Source organism: Sphingomonas sp. Leaf23 (assembly GCF_001421585.1).
In the GTDB taxonomy this organism is placed as follows: Bacteria; Pseudomonadota; Alphaproteobacteria; order Sphingomonadales; family Sphingomonadaceae; genus Sphingomonas.
The window spans coordinates 566,947-583,968 of the sequence record NZ_LMKR01000001.1; the positions used below are offsets into that span (position 1 = coordinate 566,947).

15 protein-coding genes are annotated in these 17,022 nt (G+C 67.0%); 8 read left to right on the forward strand and 7 right to left on the reverse strand.

Translation table 11 applies throughout. From position 1 onward, the window contains the following. Positions 1–23: 23 nt before the first annotated feature. A complete protein-coding gene (locus ASE67_RS02855; RefSeq protein ID WP_055756567.1) occupies positions 24–650 on the reverse strand; it encodes a hypothetical protein in 627 nt (208 codons plus the stop codon). Positions 651–775: 125 nt separating this feature from the next. On the opposite strand from ASE67_RS02855, the gene ASE67_RS02860 reads away from it, so the two are divergent. Genes ASE67_RS02860 through ASE67_RS02875 form a run of 4 tightly spaced genes read left to right on the forward strand, consistent with a single transcriptional unit; the run spans position 776 to position 5,143 of the window. Then, a complete protein-coding gene (locus ASE67_RS02860; RefSeq protein WP_235511755.1) occupies positions 776–3,001 on the forward strand; it encodes a TonB-dependent siderophore receptor in 2,226 nt (741 codons plus the stop codon). Beyond that, positions 2,998–3,312 (forward strand): hypothetical protein, encoded by a 315-nt coding sequence (locus ASE67_RS02865; protein WP_055756571.1) that lies wholly within the window; start codon positions 2,998–3,000, stop codon positions 3,310–3,312. The genes ASE67_RS02860 and ASE67_RS02865 overlap by 4 nt, the downstream gene beginning before the upstream one ends. Beyond that, positions 3,309–4,895 carry a PepSY-associated TM helix domain-containing protein gene (locus ASE67_RS02870; RefSeq protein ID WP_055756573.1) on the forward strand — a complete coding sequence of 529 codons (1,587 nt, stop codon included), beginning with the start codon at positions 3,309–3,311 and terminating at the stop codon, positions 4,893–4,895. Before ASE67_RS02865 ends, ASE67_RS02870 begins: the two co-directional genes overlap by 4 nt. Continuing rightward, entirely contained in the window at positions 4,892–5,143 is a 252-nt protein-coding gene (locus ASE67_RS02875; protein ID WP_055756575.1) for a DUF3325 family protein, read from the forward strand. The genes ASE67_RS02870 and ASE67_RS02875 overlap by 4 nt, the downstream gene beginning before the upstream one ends. Here the strand turns inward: ASE67_RS02875 and trmFO are convergent. Beyond that, positions 5,140–6,459, reverse strand: a complete 1,320-nt coding sequence (gene trmFO / locus ASE67_RS02880) for a methylenetetrahydrofolate--tRNA-(uracil(54)-C(5))-methyltransferase (FADH(2)-oxidizing) TrmFO (protein ID WP_055756577.1) — start codon at positions 6,457–6,459, stop codon at positions 5,140–5,142. The two genes, ASE67_RS02875 and trmFO, sit on opposite strands and share 4 nt — an antisense overlap. Before the next feature lie 95 nt (positions 6,460–6,554). On the opposite strand from trmFO, the gene ASE67_RS02885 reads away from it, so the two are divergent. Then, entirely contained in the window at positions 6,555–6,986 is a 432-nt protein-coding gene (locus ASE67_RS02885) for a DUF488 domain-containing protein (protein WP_156348489.1), read from the forward strand. Between the two features lie 25 nt (positions 6,987–7,011). Here ASE67_RS02885 and ASE67_RS02890 read toward each other — a convergent pair whose 3' ends face one another. Then, positions 7,012–7,317: a DUF952 domain-containing protein gene (locus ASE67_RS02890; protein ID WP_055756930.1), complete on the reverse strand. Its 306-nt coding sequence runs from the start codon at positions 7,315–7,317 to the stop codon at positions 7,012–7,014. A 38-nt stretch (positions 7,318–7,355) separates the two neighbouring features. Next, positions 7,356–10,139, reverse strand: a complete 2,784-nt coding sequence (gene gyrA / locus ASE67_RS02895) for a DNA gyrase subunit A (protein WP_055756580.1) — start codon at positions 10,137–10,139, stop codon at positions 7,356–7,358. A gap of 99 nt (positions 10,140–10,238) precedes the next feature. Between gyrA and ASE67_RS02900 the strand changes: the two genes are divergently transcribed. After that, on the forward strand, positions 10,239–11,345 hold the full coding sequence (locus ASE67_RS02900; protein WP_235511756.1) for a mechanosensitive ion channel family protein: 1,107 nt from the start codon (positions 10,239–10,241) through the stop codon (positions 11,343–11,345). A gap of 39 nt (positions 11,346–11,384) precedes the next feature. Here ASE67_RS02900 and ASE67_RS02905 read toward each other — a convergent pair whose 3' ends face one another. The 3 genes from ASE67_RS02905 to ASE67_RS02915 are packed head-to-tail and all read right to left on the reverse strand — an operon-like array spanning position 11,385 to position 14,670. Continuing rightward, positions 11,385–13,205: a DUF885 domain-containing protein gene (locus tag ASE67_RS02905; protein ID WP_055756582.1), complete on the reverse strand. Its 1,821-nt coding sequence runs from the start codon at positions 13,203–13,205 to the stop codon at positions 11,385–11,387. A 56-nt stretch (positions 13,206–13,261) separates the two neighbouring features. Beyond that, on the reverse strand, positions 13,262–13,696 hold the full coding sequence (locus tag ASE67_RS02910) for an NfeD family protein (RefSeq protein WP_055756584.1): 435 nt from the start codon (positions 13,694–13,696) through the stop codon (positions 13,262–13,264). Next, positions 13,693–14,670 carry an SPFH domain-containing protein gene (locus ASE67_RS02915; protein WP_055756586.1) on the reverse strand — a complete coding sequence of 326 codons (978 nt, stop codon included), beginning with the start codon at positions 14,668–14,670 and terminating at the stop codon, positions 13,693–13,695. The genes ASE67_RS02910 and ASE67_RS02915 overlap by 4 nt, the downstream gene beginning before the upstream one ends. Before the next feature lie 51 nt (positions 14,671–14,721). Between ASE67_RS02915 and ASE67_RS02920 the strand changes: the two genes are divergently transcribed. Then, a complete protein-coding gene (locus tag ASE67_RS02920; protein ID WP_055756588.1) occupies positions 14,722–15,522 on the forward strand; it encodes an HpcH/HpaI aldolase/citrate lyase family protein in 801 nt (266 codons plus the stop codon). Positions 15,523–15,559: 37 nt separating this feature from the next. Then, positions 15,560–17,011: a M28 family peptidase gene (locus ASE67_RS02925; protein WP_055756590.1), complete on the forward strand. Its 1,452-nt coding sequence runs from the start codon at positions 15,560–15,562 to the stop codon at positions 17,009–17,011. Positions 17,012–17,022: the final 11 nt, after the last annotated feature.

A 17,022-nucleotide genomic window follows, 5' to 3' on the forward strand; every position in this document is an offset into this window, starting at 1 on the left:
CACGACCCCCGCCGCCCGTCCCATCACCGCACCATGAATGTGGTCGTGGCGATATGGTGCAGCTTGTCGACCGGGCCGCCAGCGACCCGCAGCCGGCCGGTTTCCGCCTGCGCCGCGCTCAACAGATACCGGCCCTTCACGCCGACGGGCACGGTGATCGTGCCGTCCTGGGCTGCGGTCAGTTCGACGCTCTGCCGTTCTGGCGTCACCAGCGTCACCTTCGCCCCGCCGACCGGCGTTCCGTTGCGGCGAAGCGCGAACCGGTCGCCACCGGCGGCCAGTGGTGCGATTTCATAAGCCATGCGCGTGCCCGTCTCGCGGCGGCCGGCGCGGGCATAATAGACGACGCCCTCCTTCGCGCCGGGCTCGCCCCATGGCTGGAACACTGCATCGTCGGTCACCCGAACATCGCCCGGCGGCACCGCCGCCTCGATATAGCCCGACCGGCGGCTGAGGCGCGGCGATACCTGTCCGACGATCCTGGGCGCCGTCAGCTTTGCAAACTCCGGATCGCCGCCGGCCGGCATCGCTTCGGCCGGTTCGCCCAGATAGATTCTCGCCGGGCCGATGCCGTCGCGCTCCACCCAGATTTCATGTCCACTTGCCGCCGCCGGTATCACCAACGCGATCACCATCGCCCATCCTCGCATCGAACCTCTCCTGTAAGATGGCATCACCCATAGTAATAATGAGAGTAGGTCGCAATAGCGTTGCTATTCCAGCCTGTGCCGAATAGGAGGCTGCATATTGAAAGTGAGTCGCAGCAGGGGGCGGGGTGAAGCATTCGGTACGATCGACGGCGCTAGTCGGCATGGCGGCATGGCTGCTGCCGGCGACGCCAGCGTTTGCGGAGCCGCTGGGCGAAGAGCCGGTCGAAGACCAGCGCGGTGAAGAGATCGTCGTCGTCGGCAAAAGCTATGGCCAGGTGGTGGGCAAGACCGTCACCCCGCTGAAGGACGTTCCCAATACGATCACCGTCATCGATCAGGAACAGCTCCAGCAGCGCAACCTGTTCACGCTCGAAGATGCGCTGACGGCCACCAACGGGGTCACGATTACCGGGGTCAGCAGCGAGGACCCATCCTATCTGTCGCGCGGCTTCACCATCAACAACTATCTGGTCGACGGCGTGCCGACCCTCTCCCTCGGTTTCCCGGCGGTGGTGCCGGACCTGTTCCTGTACGACCGGGTGGAAGTGTTACGCGGGCCGGCGGGGTTGTTCAGCGGCGCGGGTAATCCGGCGGGGAGCATCAACCTGATCCGCAAGCGTCCGCTGGACGAACGTCGGATCAGCGCGCTTGCCGGCTATGGCAGCTATCGGAATATCCGTGTCGAGGTCGACATGTCGACACCGATCGACGACCGGTCGGGCATTCGGCTGGGCGCGATGGTGCAGGATCACGACCAGTTTTTCGACGTCGCCCACCGCTATCGGTTTGCCGCCTATGGCGTCGCGGATGCTCAGATCGGCGACGCCACCACGCTGACCGTCGGCGGTAATTACGACCTGTTCAAACCCGCGATCCAGTCCGGCCTGCCGGGCATTGTCGGCGGGGCGGACGGCAGCGACGGGCGGCTGCTCGACGTGCGCCGCTCGACCTATCTCGGCGCCGACTGGAACCGGTTCCGTTCCGAAAGCTGGTCGGGGTTCGTCGAACTGGCGCACCGGGTCAGCGATCGCTGGACACTGCGCGCCACGGGGCTGCTGACCGACGTCGATCGGATCGACATCTACAGCTATATCGGCAACCAGCCGATCACGCCGACCGATGGCCGCACCAGTCACATCGCCTATCGCGGCGACAGTGCGATGCAGACCCGATCGTTCGATTTCAATGGGGTAGGGAGCTTTCCTGCCTTTGGGCGCGAACACACGCTGATCGTCGGTGCGGATTATCAAGCGACGTCGGCGACCTCGGATTTCACCCGTCTGTCGAATTATGCCCGGATCGACGTCTTCGATCCCGTGTCGCCCGCCGAACCGCCGCTCGACCCTTACGGCCCGCTTCCCGCTTATCCGGGGCCGGCCGGCCCGGTGACGCAGGTCTATGGCGGTTCGGCGACCGAGGTGGAGCAATATGGCCTGTACGGCCAACTGCGGCTGAGCCCGTTGGCGGGAGTTACGCTGGTCGGGGGTGGGCGCCTGACGTGGTGGGACACGACCATCACCACGACGCGGGTCGCGAGCGGGGCGATCCCGTTGCCGACCCGCTACGGCTTTGACGAGCGCTTCACCCCCTATGCCGGGGTGGTGTGGGACGTGACCGGCGATCTGAATGTCTATGCGAGCTATGCCGACAGCTTCACGCCGCAATCGGCACCTGGGCGGGTGCGCCCCGATGGCCGGGCGCTGGAGCCGTTGATCGGCGATCAATATGAGGCGGGCAGCAAGCTGTCGCTAATGGACAAGCGCCTGCTGCTGTCGGCGGCGGTGTATCAGATCACGCAGAACAACCGGATCATCAACGATCCCAACACCCCGACCCTGGTGTTCCAGACCGGCAAGGTCCGTGCGCGCGGCGTCGAGGCAGAGGCGAGCGGCGAAATCCTGCCCGGCTGGCGGATCAACGGCGGCTACAGCTTCACCCGCACCGAATATCTGGCCGATGCCAATCCGGTGCTGGAGGGATTGAGCCTGTTGCCGGTAATACCCGAGCACATGGTCAAGCTGTTCACCAATTACGAAGCGGGCGACGGTCCCCTTGCCGGAGCCAGTATCGGCGCGGGCGTGACGTGGTTCGATGCGACGTGGAGCGGCAACCCGGCGGCCTACAATGCCAACGGCACGCTGCGCACGCGGTCGACCATCGTCCGGCAGGGTGCCTATGCCGTTGCCGACCTGCGTGCCGGGTATAAATTGTCAGAGCGACTGTCGCTGGCGGTCAATGTCAACAATCTGTTCGACCGTAGCTATTACGCACGCATTTCCTCCACCGGCCGGGGCAATTATTACGGGACCCCGCGCACCGTGTTCGCCAGCATCCGGGCAGAGCTGCCATGAGCGCCAGCGGACGGGTGCGCGATGTGCTGTGGCGGCGGGTCGGCGACAATGCGCTGCGGTTGATCGCGGCACTGCCGGTCGGCTATGCCGTGGCCAGCCTGTGGTCGATGGCGCTGGCCCGCATCCTGCCGGGCGATCCCGTGCAGGCGACGGTCGCCGCAGCGCTGATCGCGCTGGTCCTGTGCGCGCTGGCCGCGATGTGGGCCTATGCCGCACGCAGCGGCTGGCGGGCGCTGTGGACGCTGGTCTTGGCGGGCACCGTGGCGGGCGGCATCTGCTGGGGATCGGTCGCGATCTGGGGGCGGCTGTGAGCAAAGGGTTCCGCCAGTCGCAATCGACGCTCCACATCTGGTCGGGGCTGCTGCTCGGCTGGCTGCTGTTCGCGGTGTTCGTCGCCGGCACCGCGGCCTATTGGCGGGAGGCGCTGAACCGTTGGGCGCGTCCCGAACTGGCCCGGATCGACAGCACCGACCGCGTGGTCGACGGCGCGGTGACGTTCCTGACGCGCACGGCACCCGATGCGCAAAGCTGGTTCATCTCCGTGCCGACGCCGCAGAGCGCCGGGGCCGAATTGTTCTGGGTGCCGCAGGTCAAGCCCGGCGACGAACCGCGTGGCCGGCGGGGACGGCGCGACACCCGCGCCTTCATCGGCAGCGACGGGCAGGAGGGCAGCGCGCGTGAGACCCGGGGCGGCGACTTCTTCTACCGGTTTCATTTCGACCTGCATTACATGCCGGTCTTCTGGGCGCGCTGGATCGTCGGCATCGCCGCGATGTTCATGCTGGTCGCGATCTTTACGGGGATCGTGACGCATAAAAAGATCTTCCGCGATTTCTTCACGCTGCGCCGGGGCAAGGGGCAGCGATCATGGCTCGACGGGCATAATGCGACGGCGGTGCTGGCGCTGCCGTTCCACCTGATGATTACCTATACCGGCCTCGTCACGTTGATCGCGATGCTGATGCCGTGGGCGATCGTCGCCAATTACAGCGACGAATCAAAGCTCTATGCCGCCGTCTTTCCCGAAGCACCCGCCGTCGAACGGATCGGCCGCCCGGCACCGCTGACCGATCTGGTCGCGGTGCTCCACGACGCGGAACGGCGGATGGGCGGGACCGTCGGCTATGTCAGCGTCTTCAACCCCGGCGACGCGGCGGCACGGATCACGCTCACCCGATCGGGCACATCGATGCTGTCGGCGCGCAGTCCCGCCATCGCCTATGACGGCGCGACCGGCCGCATGTTGTGGCAGGCCCCGCCGCCGGGCGGCGCGGTCGAGACGCAGGGGGTGATGGTCGGCCTCCATGCCGGGCGGTTCGGTGATTATCCGATGCGCTGGCTGTATTTCCTGTGCGGCATCGCCGGGTCGCTGATGGTCGCGAGCGGGCTGGTGCTGTGGACGGTGAAGCGTCGCGAACGCCTGCCCGATCCTTCCCGGCCGCCATTCGGATTCCGCGTGGTCGAACGGCTGAACATTGGCTTCGTCGCCGGCTTCCCGCTGGCGATGACGCTCTATCTCTGGGCCAACCGCCTGCTGCCGATCGGTCTTGGCAGTCGTGCCGATGCGGAGGTCAATGCGATGTTCGCCGGCTGGGCCGCGATCTTCGCGTATGCGCTCACCCGGCGTCCGGCACGGGCGTGGGTCGAACTGCTGGCCGTTCAGGCAGCGCTGCTGATCGCGTTGCCCCTCTACGACATCGTGGCGCTACCTACCGGATTGTTCGCGACCATCGCGGCGGGTGACTGGGTGCTGGCGGGTGCGGATTTGACGTTCCTTGCGCTCGGCGCCGGGTTCGGCTTTGCCGCATGGCGCGTCCATCGCTTCCGTCCGAAAGCGCGGCGCGCCCCCCGAAACACCCAGGGTATCCCGTCGAACCTGGCACCGGCCGAATGATCGTCCTCGCCCTTCTGAGCGCGCTCGGTGCGTTCGCCCTGCTGGCGCTGGCCAGCGACCGGCATCGCCACCGCTGGCCCGGCGGAGCGGTCGCGTGGCGGCGGCGTGGCGGCTGGGCGCTGGTCGCGCTGACCTTCGCCACCGCCTTTGCCGCATGGGGCCCGGTCTATGGTGCGATCGGCGCGGTCGGTTTGCTGATGCTGGGGGCGGGGGTCAGTTTCCTCGCCCTCAACCTGACCCAGCGTTAGAGTGCGGCCGCCGCCCATTCCCCGAACGCATCGCGGGCGCGGGCGGTATACATCTTCTTGCGGTCGGCCTTCTTGGTCCGGCCGGGGATCGGCGGCATCAGCCCGAAATTGACGTTCATCGGCTGATAGGTCTCCGCCACCGCTGCGCCCGTGATGTGGTGGAGCAGCGCTCCCATCGCGGTTTCGACCGGCGGGGGGGCAAGTTCCTTACCCGCCAGTTCGGCGGCGGCGAAGCGTCCCGCCATCAGTCCGACGGCGGCGCTCTCCACATAGCCCTCGCACCCGGTCATCTGCCCCGCAAAGCGCAGATGCGGCCGCGCCTTCAGCCGCAGCGTCGGGTCGAGCAATTCGGGCGAGCGGATGAAGGTATTGCGATGCAGCCCGCCCAGCCGGGCGAATTCGGCATTTTCCAGCCCCGGAATGGTCCGGAACAGCCGCACCTGCTCACCATGCTTCAGCTTCGTCTGAAACCCGACGATGTTCCAGAGCGTACCCGTCGCATTGTCCTGCCGCAGCTGGACGACGGCGTGCGGCCAGCGCCCCGTGCGCGGATCGTCGAGGCCGACCGGCTTCATCGGCCCGAAGCGCAGCGTGTCGAGCCCACGCTCGGCCATCACCTCGATCGGCATGCAGCCTTCGAAATAGGGGACGTTCTCCCACTCGCGAAACTCGGCCTTTTCGCCGGCGATCAGCCCGGCGTGAAAGGCCTCATACTGCTCGCGGTTCATCGCGCAGTTGATGTAATCCTTGCCATCACCCTTGTTCCAGCGGCTCTGGAACCACGCCTGTTCCATGTCGATCGAATCGAAATGGACGATCGGAGCGATCGCGTCGAAGAAGGCGAGCGCCTCCGCGCCGGTTGCCCCGCCGATATCGCCGGCAAGGCCGGGCGCGGTCAGCGGGCCGGTGGCGACGATCGTCATGCCCGCATCGGGCAGCGTGTCGATCCGCTCACGAACGATGGTGATGTTCGGATGCGCCGCCAGCGCGGCCGTGACTCCTGCCGAGAAACCGTCGCGATCGACCGCCAGCGCCGACCCGGCCGGCACCTTGTATTCGTCGCCCTTGGCCATGATGAGCGAGCCCATCGCCCGCATTTCCGCATGGAGCAGCCCGACCGCGTTCGATTCGGCATCGTCCGATCGGAAGCTGTTCGAACAGACCAGCTCGGCCAGATCGTCGCCCTGATGCGCCGGGGTCGTGTCCCCGCCGCCACGCATTTCCGACAGGCGGACCCTGGCCCCCGCCTGCGCCAACTGCCAGGCTGCTTCGGAACCGGCGAGGCCGCCACCGATGATATGTACGTCGTACTGCATGGCAGGCGTCTAGGCCGACGAACGACAACGGGCAATGAACGTACGCCGCGGACCATCGTTTTATGGACGGAATGCCGGAGCGACAGGATGAACGCATGAAGATCTACACGATCGGCTATGAAGGCGTGACCGTTGCCGAATTCGTCGCCGCGTTGCAGGCGGCGGGAATACGCCGCGTGATCGACGTGCGCGCGTTGCCGCTGTCGCGCCGGCCGGGTTTCTCCAAATCCTCGCTGGCGGCCGAACTGGCGACGCACGGTATCGACTATGCGCATCTGAAGGCGCTCGGCACGCCGAAACGCGGGCGCGATGCGGCGAAGAAGGGCGATGTGGCGACGCTGCGCGCGGTCTATGACGAGCAGCTGGAACTGCCCGAAGCACAGGCGCAGGCCGCGATCATGCTCGGGTTGGCTGCGGAAATGCCCTCGGCGCTGCTGTGTTTCGAACGGGAGCCGGCGCATTGCCACCGGACACTGTTGCTCGAAGCGGTCGGGCAGGCGGCGGAGGTGGTGGAGTTATACGCGTAAGTCCTCCCCGTGCCGGGGAGGAAGTTCAGCCCGTGACCGGTCGCTTGACCTTGCCCGCCTCGTCCCGGTGCAGCGGCCCGTAGGCGACCACCGCATCCAGCGTCAGCGGCGCGTAAAGGTGCGGGAACAGCTGCCCGCCCCGCGACGGTTCCCATTTCACCGCGTCACCCAGCGCCGCCAGATCGACTTCCGCCACGTGCAGGTCATCCTGCCCGGCGAAGTGCTTGTCGACCGTCTCGGTCAGCTGGTCGAGGGTCGACAGATGGACATAGCCATCGGCCAGATCGACCGGCGCGCCGGCAAAGCTGCCGTCCTTCTCCAGCGTCGCCATCTGATCGCCGGTCAGTACCTTGAATGCGGTGGCGGGCTTCACTCCTCGATGTCCGATTCGCTGATCGTGTCGGGCCCGGTACCGTCGTCGAGCATGATGTCGCCCTCGGCGGCTGGCATCGCGGCGCGTTCCTCCGCGACGATCGCCTCGGCTTCGTTCTCCGGCGTCTCGTCCTCGTCGATCTTGGCGGCCGACACGACCTGTTCGCCGAAGCCGACGCGGAAGATCGTGATCCCCTGCGTGTTGCGTCCGGCAACGCGGATATCGCCGACCGTGGTGCGGATCAGCTTGGCCTGATCGGTCACCAGCATCAGCTGCTCGCCATTATGCGCCGGGAAGCTCGCGACGACCGGCCCGTTGCGGTCGGAGGTCACGATGTTGGTGATCCCCTGGCCCCCGCGTCCGGTACGGCGATATTCGTATGCCGAGGTGCGCTTGCCAAAGCCATTGGCGGTGACGGTCAGGATGAACTCCTCGGCCGCTTCGAACTCGCCCATGCGTTCCGCCGACAGCGTAACTTCACGGTCGCCTTCCTTCCACGGCGCGGCCTTCAGATACGCCTCGCGCTCCTCAGCCGTCGCCTGGAACCCGCCCAGGATCGACAGCGAGATGACCTCGTCGCCGGTGCCCAGCGAGATACCGCGCACGCCGGTCGAGGTGCGGCTCTGGAATTCGCGCACGTCGGTGGCGGCAAAGCGGATCGCCTTGCCCGCCTTGGTCGCCAGCAGCACGTCGTCGGTTTCGGTCAGCAGCGCGACGCCGATCAGGCGATCGTCGCTATCGTCGTCGAACCGCATCGCGATCTTGCCCGCCGTCGGGATATTCGCAAACGCATCCATCGAGTTGCGGCGGACGGTGCCGTTGGCGGTGGCGAACATGACATGCAAGTCGGCCCAGCGGTCCTCGTCCTCGGGCAGCGGCAGGACGGTCGAAATCGTCTCTCCGGCGGCCAGTGGCAGCAGGTTTACCATCGGACGGCCGCGCGTCGCGGGACCCCCTTCGGGCAGGCGCCACACCTTCATGCGGTACACCTTGCCGGCGGTCGAGAAGAACAGCACCGGGGTGTGGGTGCTGGTCACGAACAGGTTCGTGATCGCATCCTCGTCCTTGGTCGCCATGCCGGCGCGGCCCTTGCCACCGCGCTTCTGCGCGCGGAACGCGTCGAGCGGGGTGCGCTTGATGTAGCCCTGCACCGTTACGGTCACGACCATGTCCTCGCGCTCGATCAAATCCTCGTCATCGATGCCGTCGGCGGCACCTGCGATTTCGGTGCGCCTGGGCGTCGCAAATTCGGCGCGGACGTCGACGAGTTCCTGCCGCATAACGGCATAGAGCTTGGCGCGATTGGCGAGGATATCGAGCAGATAGCCGATCGACCCGGCGAGTTCCTTCAGTTCCTCGCCGATCTCGTCGCGGCCGAGCGCGGTCAGGCGGTGGAGGCGCAGGTCGAGGATCGCGCGAACCTGCAGTTCCGACAGCTGGTAATAATCACCGGTCGTGTCCGATTCGACCGCCTCGACCAGCTTCAGGTAGGGCGCGATCTCGGCCACCGGCCATTCGCGCGCCAGCAACGCGGCGCGGGCGGCGGCGGGGCTTTCCGACCCGCGGATGATCCGCACCACTTCATCGAGGTTGGTGACCGCGATGACGAGGCCCAGCAACAGGTGCGCCCGCTCGCGCGCCTTGGCCAGTTCGTACTTCGAACGGCGGGTGATGACCTCTTCGCGGAAGCCGACGAACGCGTCGATGATCTGCGACAGGTTCAGCAGCTCGGGACGGCCGCCCCGGATCGCCAGCATGTTCGCGGCAAAGCTCGACTGCGCCGGGGTGTGCCGCCACAGCTGGTTCAGCACGACATCGGGGGTCGCATCGCGCTTCAAGTCGATGACGATCCGTACGCCTTCGCGGTTCGATTCGTCGCGAATGTCGCTGACGCCCTCGATCCGCTTGTCCTTGGCCGCCTCGGCGATCTTTTCGACCAGACCCGACTTGCCGACCTGATACGGAATTTCGGTGAGTACGATCGAACGCCGCTCGCCGCGCGCCTCGACGATGTGGCGCGAACGCAGGATGATCGAGCCGCGTCCACCGGCATACGCCGCGCGCGCCCCAGCCCGACCGAGCATCATCGCGCCGGTCGGGAAGTCGGGGCCGGGCACGATCTCGCACAGTTCCTCATGGGTCAGCGGCTCGCCGCCCTCGACCCGGCGGTCGATCGTCGCGAGGCAGGCATCGACCACCTCGCCCAGATTGTGCGGCGGGATATTGGTCGCCATGCCGACTGCGATGCCGCCCGCGCCGTTGATGAGCAGGTTGGGGAACCGCGCGGGCAATACCGCAGGCTCGCGCTCCGACCCGTCATAGTTCGGCACGAAATCGACGGTATCCTTGTCGAGATCGTCGAGCAGCGCCATCGCCGACTTGGCAAGGCGCGCTTCGGTGTAACGCATCGCGGCGGGCGGATCGGGGTCCATCGATCCGAAATTGCCCTGACCATCGATCATCGGCAGGCGCAGCGACCATGGCTGCGCCATGCGTGCCAGCGCCTCGTAGATCGCGCTGTCGCCGTGCGGGTGATATTTACCCATCACGTCACCGACGATGCGTGCCGATTTGCGATACGGCTTACCGGGAACGAACCCGCTCTCCTGCGCGGAGAACAGGATGCGGCGATGCACCGGCTTCAATCCGTCGCGAACGTCGGGCAACGCACGGGCGACGATCACGCTCATCGCATAGTCGAGATAGCTCGACCGCATCTCGTCCACGATCGAGATGGGGGCGATATCGGATGGGTCGGCGATCAGCGTCGCGTCTGTCAAAGTTCGATGCTTTCGGGGAATGTTTCGGTTGGGCGACAACCTAGCCGGTCGGGTCGCGAAAGCCAAGTCTTGCGACCTTGGCATACCCCGTTTCGGAACATGGTGCGGCGCAACGTGTTGGCGGGGGTGATGCGCGAGCTACACCGTTTTCTGAACACCCTGCCACCGGCGGCGGTCGACCTGGGCACCATTGCCCTGTCGCTGCTGGCCGCGTTGCTGCTGCACGCCGCGACGTTCCGCGTCCTGCGCCGCTTCGCCGCGCGCACGCCGGGGTCGGTCGATGACGTCTATGTCGACCATGCGTGGCGGCCGATGCGGTGGATATTGGTCGCGATGGCGCTGGCCAGTGTCCGCCGCCCGCTCCGCTTGCCCGAACGATGGGATGACCTGTGGACGCAGATGGCCGGGCTGACCGTGCCGCTGCTGATGGGCTGGTTCGCGATCGCGATGATCCGCGCATCGGTACAGGCGATCGAGGTCGCGACCGACATCACCGTCGCCGACAATCTGCAGGCCCGCCGGCGGCGGACGCGTAGCGCCATCCTCGGCCGCATCGCGATCATCGCGATCGGCTTCATCACCGTCTGCCTGATGCTGCTGTCGATCCCGAGCATCCGGTCGATCGGCGTGACGCTGATGGCGTCGGCGGGGCTTGCCGGGCTGGCAGTCGGTGCCGCTGCCCAGCCTGCGCTCAAGAACATCATCGCCGGCGTGCAGATGGCGTTCACCGAACCGATCCGCATCGACGATGTGGTCATCATCGAGAACGAATGGGGCCGGATCGAGGAAATCCGCCTGACCTATGTCGTGGTCCGATTGTGGGACGAACGGCGACTGGTGGTGCCCGTCTCCAAATTCCTCGAATCGAGCTTCCAGAACTGGACGCGCACGACCAGCGGGCTGCTCGGCTCCGCGTTCTTCTGGCTCGATCCGACGACCAACATTCCCCGCCTGCGCGAAAGGTTCGAGGAACTGGTGAAGGCCGATCCGTTGTGGGACGGGCGGGCATATGTGTTGCAGGTGACCGATACCAAGCCCGACGCGATTGAGGTCCGAATCCTCGCCACCGCTTCGGACGCGGCGCGCGCGTTCGACCTACGCTGTTCGCTGCGCGAGGGGGTGCTGGCTTATATCCGCGACGAGATGCCCGAGGCGCTACCGCGGCGGCGGGTGGCGGTGGATGGACAAGCTGCCCAGCCCAACTGACCGTCATTCCGGCCATCACCGGAATGACGGAGTACGGCTTTAGGGCTTTCGCGCCGCCACGAACGCATCGACGTTTCGCCCAAGCACGGTCATCGGCACCCCGCCGCCCTGTACCACCAGATCGTTGAACGCCTTGAAATCGTAACGCGGCCCCAGCGCGGTCTTTGCCCGGTCGCGGAGGCGGTTGATTTCCGAATGGCCGACCTTGTAGCCGCACGCCTGGCCCGGCCACGAACAATAGCGGTCGACCTCGCCCGACACTTCCTCGACGCTCGACCCGTTGGTGGTGGCGAACCACTGCACCGCCTGTTCGCGGGTCCAGCGCTTGGCATGCAGCCCGGTGTCGACGACCATGCGGCAGGCGCGGAACGCGATCGACTGGAGATAGCCCAGCCGCCCGACCGGATCGCCCTCGTACGCCCCCAGTTCGTCGCCCAGCTGTTCGGAATACAGCGCCCAGCCTTCGGAAAAGGCGTTGAACTGCAACAGCGACCGGATCAGCGGCAGGCGGAAGCTGTATTCGCCCTGCCACACATGGCCCGGAATCGCTTCGTGATAGACCAAGGTCGGCAGCGAATAGCGGGTCCACAGCTCGGTCGTGCGCAGGTTGATCCACATCTTGCCCGGCACCTTGCCGTCGATCGACCCCGCCCCACCATAGGCACCCGGCGCACCGGCTTCCTCGACCGCCGGGATGCGCTTCACCTCGACATTGCCCGGTGCCAGCGTGTTGAAGGCGCGGGGCATCCGGGCGCGGATATCGCTCAGCCGGTTCTGCACCAGCGCCATGATCTGCGCGCGGCCGGCATCGTCATTGGGGAAGGTGTAGCGCGGGTCCTTGCCGAGCGCCGTCATGCGTTCGCCCACGCTGCCCTTGGTATAGCCCAGCGATTTCAGGATCACGTCCATCTGCGCCTGCAACGCCGCCAGTTCCTCCTTGCCGCGCGCATGGACCTCGTCCGGGGTCATCGTGGTGGTGGTCGACGCGCGCAGCGCCCAGGCATACCAGGCATCGCCATCGGGCCGCGCCCACATGCCGGCGTCGGATTTCGCCTGTCTCCGGCTGGCGCGGATCGTCGCGAGTTGCCGTTCGAGCGCGGGCTTCACCCGGTCGCGGGCGATCGCGGTTGCCCTTGCGGTCCAGTCGCCGGGAATGGCCTTCGTCCGACGCGACAGCGAGGTCACGATGTCCCAGCCGGCCGGATCGCCCGACACCGATTGCTCGAGCTGGCGGATCGTCTTGTCGAGCAGGAAGTCCGGCGGCACCACGCCGAGCGCGAGGGCAGCGCGCACCCGCTGCGTCTCCCCGTCCAGCTGGCGCGCATAATCGTCGAGCCGTGCCAGATAGGCGTCGGCATCGGCGCGCGTGGCGATGCTGTGATCGCTGTCGAGGAAGCGCGGCACGTCGAGATACGCGCCGACATTCTGGATCACGACATAGGGCGTGTTGCGCCACCCCCCGACCGCCACATCGCCATAGGGCAGGGCAAAGCCGTCGAGCGCGGTTTCGAACGCGGTCTTCACCACATCGATATCGGTGCGCGTCGCGGTGGAAAGCGGCGCGGTGTCGATCCGCTTCAGCGTGGCGACATGCCCGCGCAGGTGATCGGCGATGGCCCGCTGCCCCGCCGCCGACCGGTCACCCAGCCGCGACTTCAGCGCCGCCCGCGCGCCGGTATCGATGCCGAGGCTGCTGGCCGCCTCCGGCGAATCGAGCAGCATGGCGTCGGCGATCTTCGACAGGCTGGCCTCCGCCGCCTTGTCGGCCGGAGCGGCAGCACTCTGTGCGCGAACCGGCAACGCGGCGGTCAGGGTCGAGGCGGCGGCACCGGCGATCCAGTCGCGGCGGGTGAGTTCCATCGGGGCATCCTTGCAGGGCTGTTTGCGCCTACGTGTCCCGCGCCGCGCCGGCCGCGTCAATCGTCGGCGACGACGCTGAGCACTGCGCCGGACACGCCGACGATGCGGACCCGCGTGCCGATGCGCAGGTCGGGGCCCCGCGCGATCCATTCGCTGTCGCCGACGCGTACCCGGCCGGTGCCACCGGCGATCGCTTCGACGACGACCACCGTCTGCCCGATCAGCCGCGCCCCCCGATCGTTGAGCAGAGGATCGTCGCTGTCGACCGGATAATCGGTGTACCAGCGCCGCCCGACCAGCACCGTCACCACGCTCCACGCCCCGAACACCGCCAACTCGGCCGGCAGGGTCAGCGCAGGGAACAGCAAGGTCAGCAGCCCGGTAATCCCCGCCGCAAGGGCGATGAACACCAGAAACACGCCCGGCACCGCCAGCTCCGCCACGCCCAGCGCGACCGCCAGCAGCAGCCAGGCATAGCCGCTGTCGATCATCGCGCGGGCGGTTCGAACGGGCCGGCGGGGCGTTCGCGGGTCGGCTGGGCAGGGGCGGGCGCCTTGCTCTCGCTAAGCGCTTCCTTCGCCAGCTGGCCGATACCGCCCAGCGTACCGATCAGCTGCGTCGCCTCGACCGGGAACAGGATCGTCTTGGCATTGGGGCTGGTGGCGAACTTGCCCACCGCCTCGACATATTTCTGCGCGATGAAATAGTTGATCGCCTGCGTACCGCCGGCCTCGATCGCGTCGCTGACGACCTGCGTCGCCTTCGCTTCCGCCTCGGCCGCGCGTTCGCGGGCTTCTGAATCGCGGAAGGCGGATTCGCGCCGCCCTTCGGCTTCCAGGATGCGGGCCTGCTTCTGCCCCTCGGCACGCAGGATTTCGGAGGCGCGCGTTCCCTCCGCCTCAAGGATGTTGGCGCGCTTCTCGCGCTCGGCCTTCATCTGGCGGCCCATCGCGTTGACGATATCGGCGGGCGGGCGGATGTCCTTGATCTCCACGCGGGTGATCTTCACGCCCCACGGGTTCGTCGCATGGTCGACCACGCCCAGCAGCCGGGCGTTGATCTCGTCGCGCTTCGACAGGGTTTCGTCGAGGTCCATCGACCCCATCACCGTGCGCAGGTTGGTCGTCGTGATCTGTTGCAGGGCGACATACAGGTCGGACACCTCGTACGCCGCCTTGGCCGGGTCCAGCACCTGGAAGAACACCACGCCGTCGGTCGACACCATCGCATTGTCGCGGGTGATGATCTCCTGCCCCGGAATGTCGATCACCTGCTCCATCATGTTCACCTTGCGGCCGACGCGATAGAAGAAGGCGGGGTAGAAATTGAACCCCGGCTTGGCGACCGCGGTAAAGCGGCCGAAATGTTCGATGGTATATTGATGCCCCTGCGTGACGATTTTTACGCTCGCGAACAGATACAGCAAGACCATCGCCACGATCGCCGCAATCAGGCCCAAGAGCATCGGTCATCCCCTGCTTGTGTTTTGTCCAACGCTGTCTAGCATGACCGCGTGATGGAACCAGCGATAACCCTTGCCCCGCGTAGCGTTTTGTTCGTGCCCGCGATCCGGCCCAGCATGGTCGCGAAGGCGGCGGGACTGGCCGCCGACCTGATCGTCCTCGACCTTGAGGATTCGGTGCGCAACGCGGACAAGGTGACGGCGCGCGAAACGCTGCCGGTATCACTGGAACTGCTGCACGGGCGCGGCGCCGCCGTGCGGATCAACGCGCCCGATACGGTGCATTTCGCCGCCGATCTGGCCGCGATCGCCACCGCAGGCGTCGCGCTGACGGTAGTGCCCAAGGTGCAGTCGCCCGACGACCTCGCCCTGCTCGATGGCCGTCCGGTACTGGCGATGATCGAAACGGCGCGGGGCGTGCTGGCGGCGGCGTCGATCGCGGCGACGCCGGGCGTCGTCGGGCTGATGGTCGGCACCAACGACCTTGCCGATTCGCTGCGGTTGCCGCTGGGTGCGGGGCGGGGGCCGCTGGCCTATGCGTTGCAGGCGGTTGTCCTTGCGGCGCGCGCGGCCGGCGGCTGGGCGATCGATGGCGTGTTCAATGCGCTGAACGATCGCGACGGGCTGACGCGCGAATGTGCCGACGGGCGCATGACCGGATTCGACGGCAAGTCGCTGATCCATCCCGATCAGATCGCGGTCGCCAACACCGCCTTTTCACCGACACCGTCCGAATTGGAGGAAGCCGGCGCGATCGTCGCGGCTGCGCGCGGTGGTGCCGAACGGTTCCAGGACCGGATGATCGAGGACATGCACGTCGAAATGGCACGCCGGATGCTGCAACGCGCGCCTTGACGCTTGCCCGTAACGGTTCGGGTCGATAGTGGGGCGCATGACGCTCCGCCCGATCCTCGGACTCGCCGCCCTGCTGTGCAGCACGACGTCGGTCCTGGCCCAATCGATCACGCCGCAGATGCTGCGTGGCCATGTCGCCGTCCTTGCCAGCGACGCGTATGAGGGGCGCGAACCCGGAACCCCCGGCGGCGACCGTGCCGAAGCCTATGTGCTGCAGGCGTTCGCCGATGCCGGCCTGAAACCCGGCGCGCCCGATGGCCGCTGGCGACAGGAAGTGGCGATGGCCGAACACCGCGCCGGATTGGTCAGCGCGACCGTTCAGCAGGGCGGGCGCAGCACGCCCCTGTCCGCCGACCAGATTGCCGGCCTTGGCCTGTCCCCGACCACTGCGATCCGGCGTGCGCCGCTGTTCTTCGTCGGGCGGGGTGCTCCCGATCAGATGACGGGTACCAACCTAAAGGGCGCGGTCGCCGTCGTCATCGGCGGCACCGCGCCGGACGCGCCGCAAGTGCCTTCGGCCGATCGCAACGCGGCGCTGCTGGCGGCAGGCGCGGTCGGCGTCCTGCTGATCGCGCCGCCGAAGACGCCATGGGCGGACATCACGCCCGGCTTTTCAAGCGCGACGATCGTCGGCACCCCGCGCCGTCCCGACTTCAGCGGCGTCGTGCCGGCAGCCCTTGCCGAAACGCTGTTCGGCCGCTCCGCCGCCGATCTGCGCAAGGCCGCGATCGCGCCGAACTTCCGCCCGTTCCGGGGCAAGGCGACGATCGACATCGCCGCGACCGGCACGACCCGCCGCTATACCACCGCCAACATCGTCGGCATGATCCCGGGCACGCAGCGTCCGAACGAAGCCGTCCTGCTGTCGGCGCATTGGGACCATATCGGCATCTGCCGCCCCGAAGGCGCGCCCGACCGGATCTGCAACGGTGCGGCCGACAATGCCAGCGGCACCGCGATCCTGATCGAAGTGGCACGGGTGCTTGCCAAGGGGCCTCGCCCGGCGCGCAGCCTCTATTTCGTCGCGACCACGGCGGAGGAGAAGGGGCTGCTGGGCGCCGACGCCTATGCCGCCGCGATTGCCGACACCCCGCTGAAGGTCGTGGCGAACCTCAACATCGACACGACCGCGATCATTCCCACCGGCACGCCGGTCGCGATCGTCGGGCGCGGCAACCATCCGAAGATCGACGCGATCGTCGACGAAACCGCCCGGTCGCTGGGCCGCAAGGTCGATACCGACACCGAAGCGAACATTATGATCCAGCGGCAGGACGGCTGGGCGTTCGGCAAGCGCGGCATCCCCGCGATCATGGCGACCGGTTCGGTCAGCGACATGAAGCAGCTGTTCGCCTATCTCGACGGCTCGTACCACAAACCCAATGACGACCTCGCGCACATCGACCTGTCGGGTGCCGCCGAGGACGCCGACCTGCACGTGGCGCTCGCCCGCGCGCTTGCCGATCCCGCCCGCTACCCCGCCAACTGATACGAGACGAC

What these genes read in the sequence shown, in the direction of transcription:
- ASE67_RS02885 (WP_156348489.1), top strand. Translation starts at nt 6,555, where the DNA reads ATGAAGATCTACACGATCGGCTATGAAGGCGTGACCGTTGCCGAATTC.
- trmFO (WP_055756577.1), bottom strand. Translation starts at nt 6,459, where the DNA reads ATGCAGTACGACGTACATATCATCGGTGGCGGCCTCGCCGGTTCCGAA.
- ASE67_RS02915 (WP_055756586.1), bottom strand. Translation starts at nt 14,670, where the DNA reads ATGCTCTTGGGCCTGATTGCGGCGATCGTGGCGATGGTCTTGCTGTAT.
- ASE67_RS02905 (WP_055756582.1), bottom strand. Translation starts at nt 13,205, where the DNA reads ATGGAACTCACCCGCCGCGACTGGATCGCCGGTGCCGCCGCCTCGACC.
- ASE67_RS02890 (WP_055756930.1), bottom strand. Translation starts at nt 7,317, where the DNA reads ATGGCGACGCTGGAGAAGGACGGCAGCTTTGCCGGCGCGCCGGTCGAT.
- ASE67_RS02865 (WP_055756571.1), top strand. Translation starts at nt 2,998, where the DNA reads ATGAGCGCCAGCGGACGGGTGCGCGATGTGCTGTGGCGGCGGGTCGGC.
- ASE67_RS02920 (WP_055756588.1), top strand. Translation starts at nt 14,722, where the DNA reads ATGGAACCAGCGATAACCCTTGCCCCGCGTAGCGTTTTGTTCGTGCCC.
- ASE67_RS02910 (WP_055756584.1), bottom strand. Translation starts at nt 13,696, where the DNA reads ATGATCGACAGCGGCTATGCCTGGCTGCTGCTGGCGGTCGCGCTGGGC.
- ASE67_RS02855 (WP_055756567.1), bottom strand. Translation starts at nt 650, where the DNA reads ATGCGAGGATGGGCGATGGTGATCGCGTTGGTGATACCGGCGGCGGCA.
- ASE67_RS02875 (WP_055756575.1), top strand. Translation starts at nt 4,892, where the DNA reads ATGATCGTCCTCGCCCTTCTGAGCGCGCTCGGTGCGTTCGCCCTGCTG.
- ASE67_RS02925 (WP_055756590.1), top strand. Translation starts at nt 15,560, where the DNA reads ATGACGCTCCGCCCGATCCTCGGACTCGCCGCCCTGCTGTGCAGCACG.
- ASE67_RS02900 (WP_235511756.1), top strand. Translation starts at nt 10,239, where the DNA reads ATGGTGCGGCGCAACGTGTTGGCGGGGGTGATGCGCGAGCTACACCGT.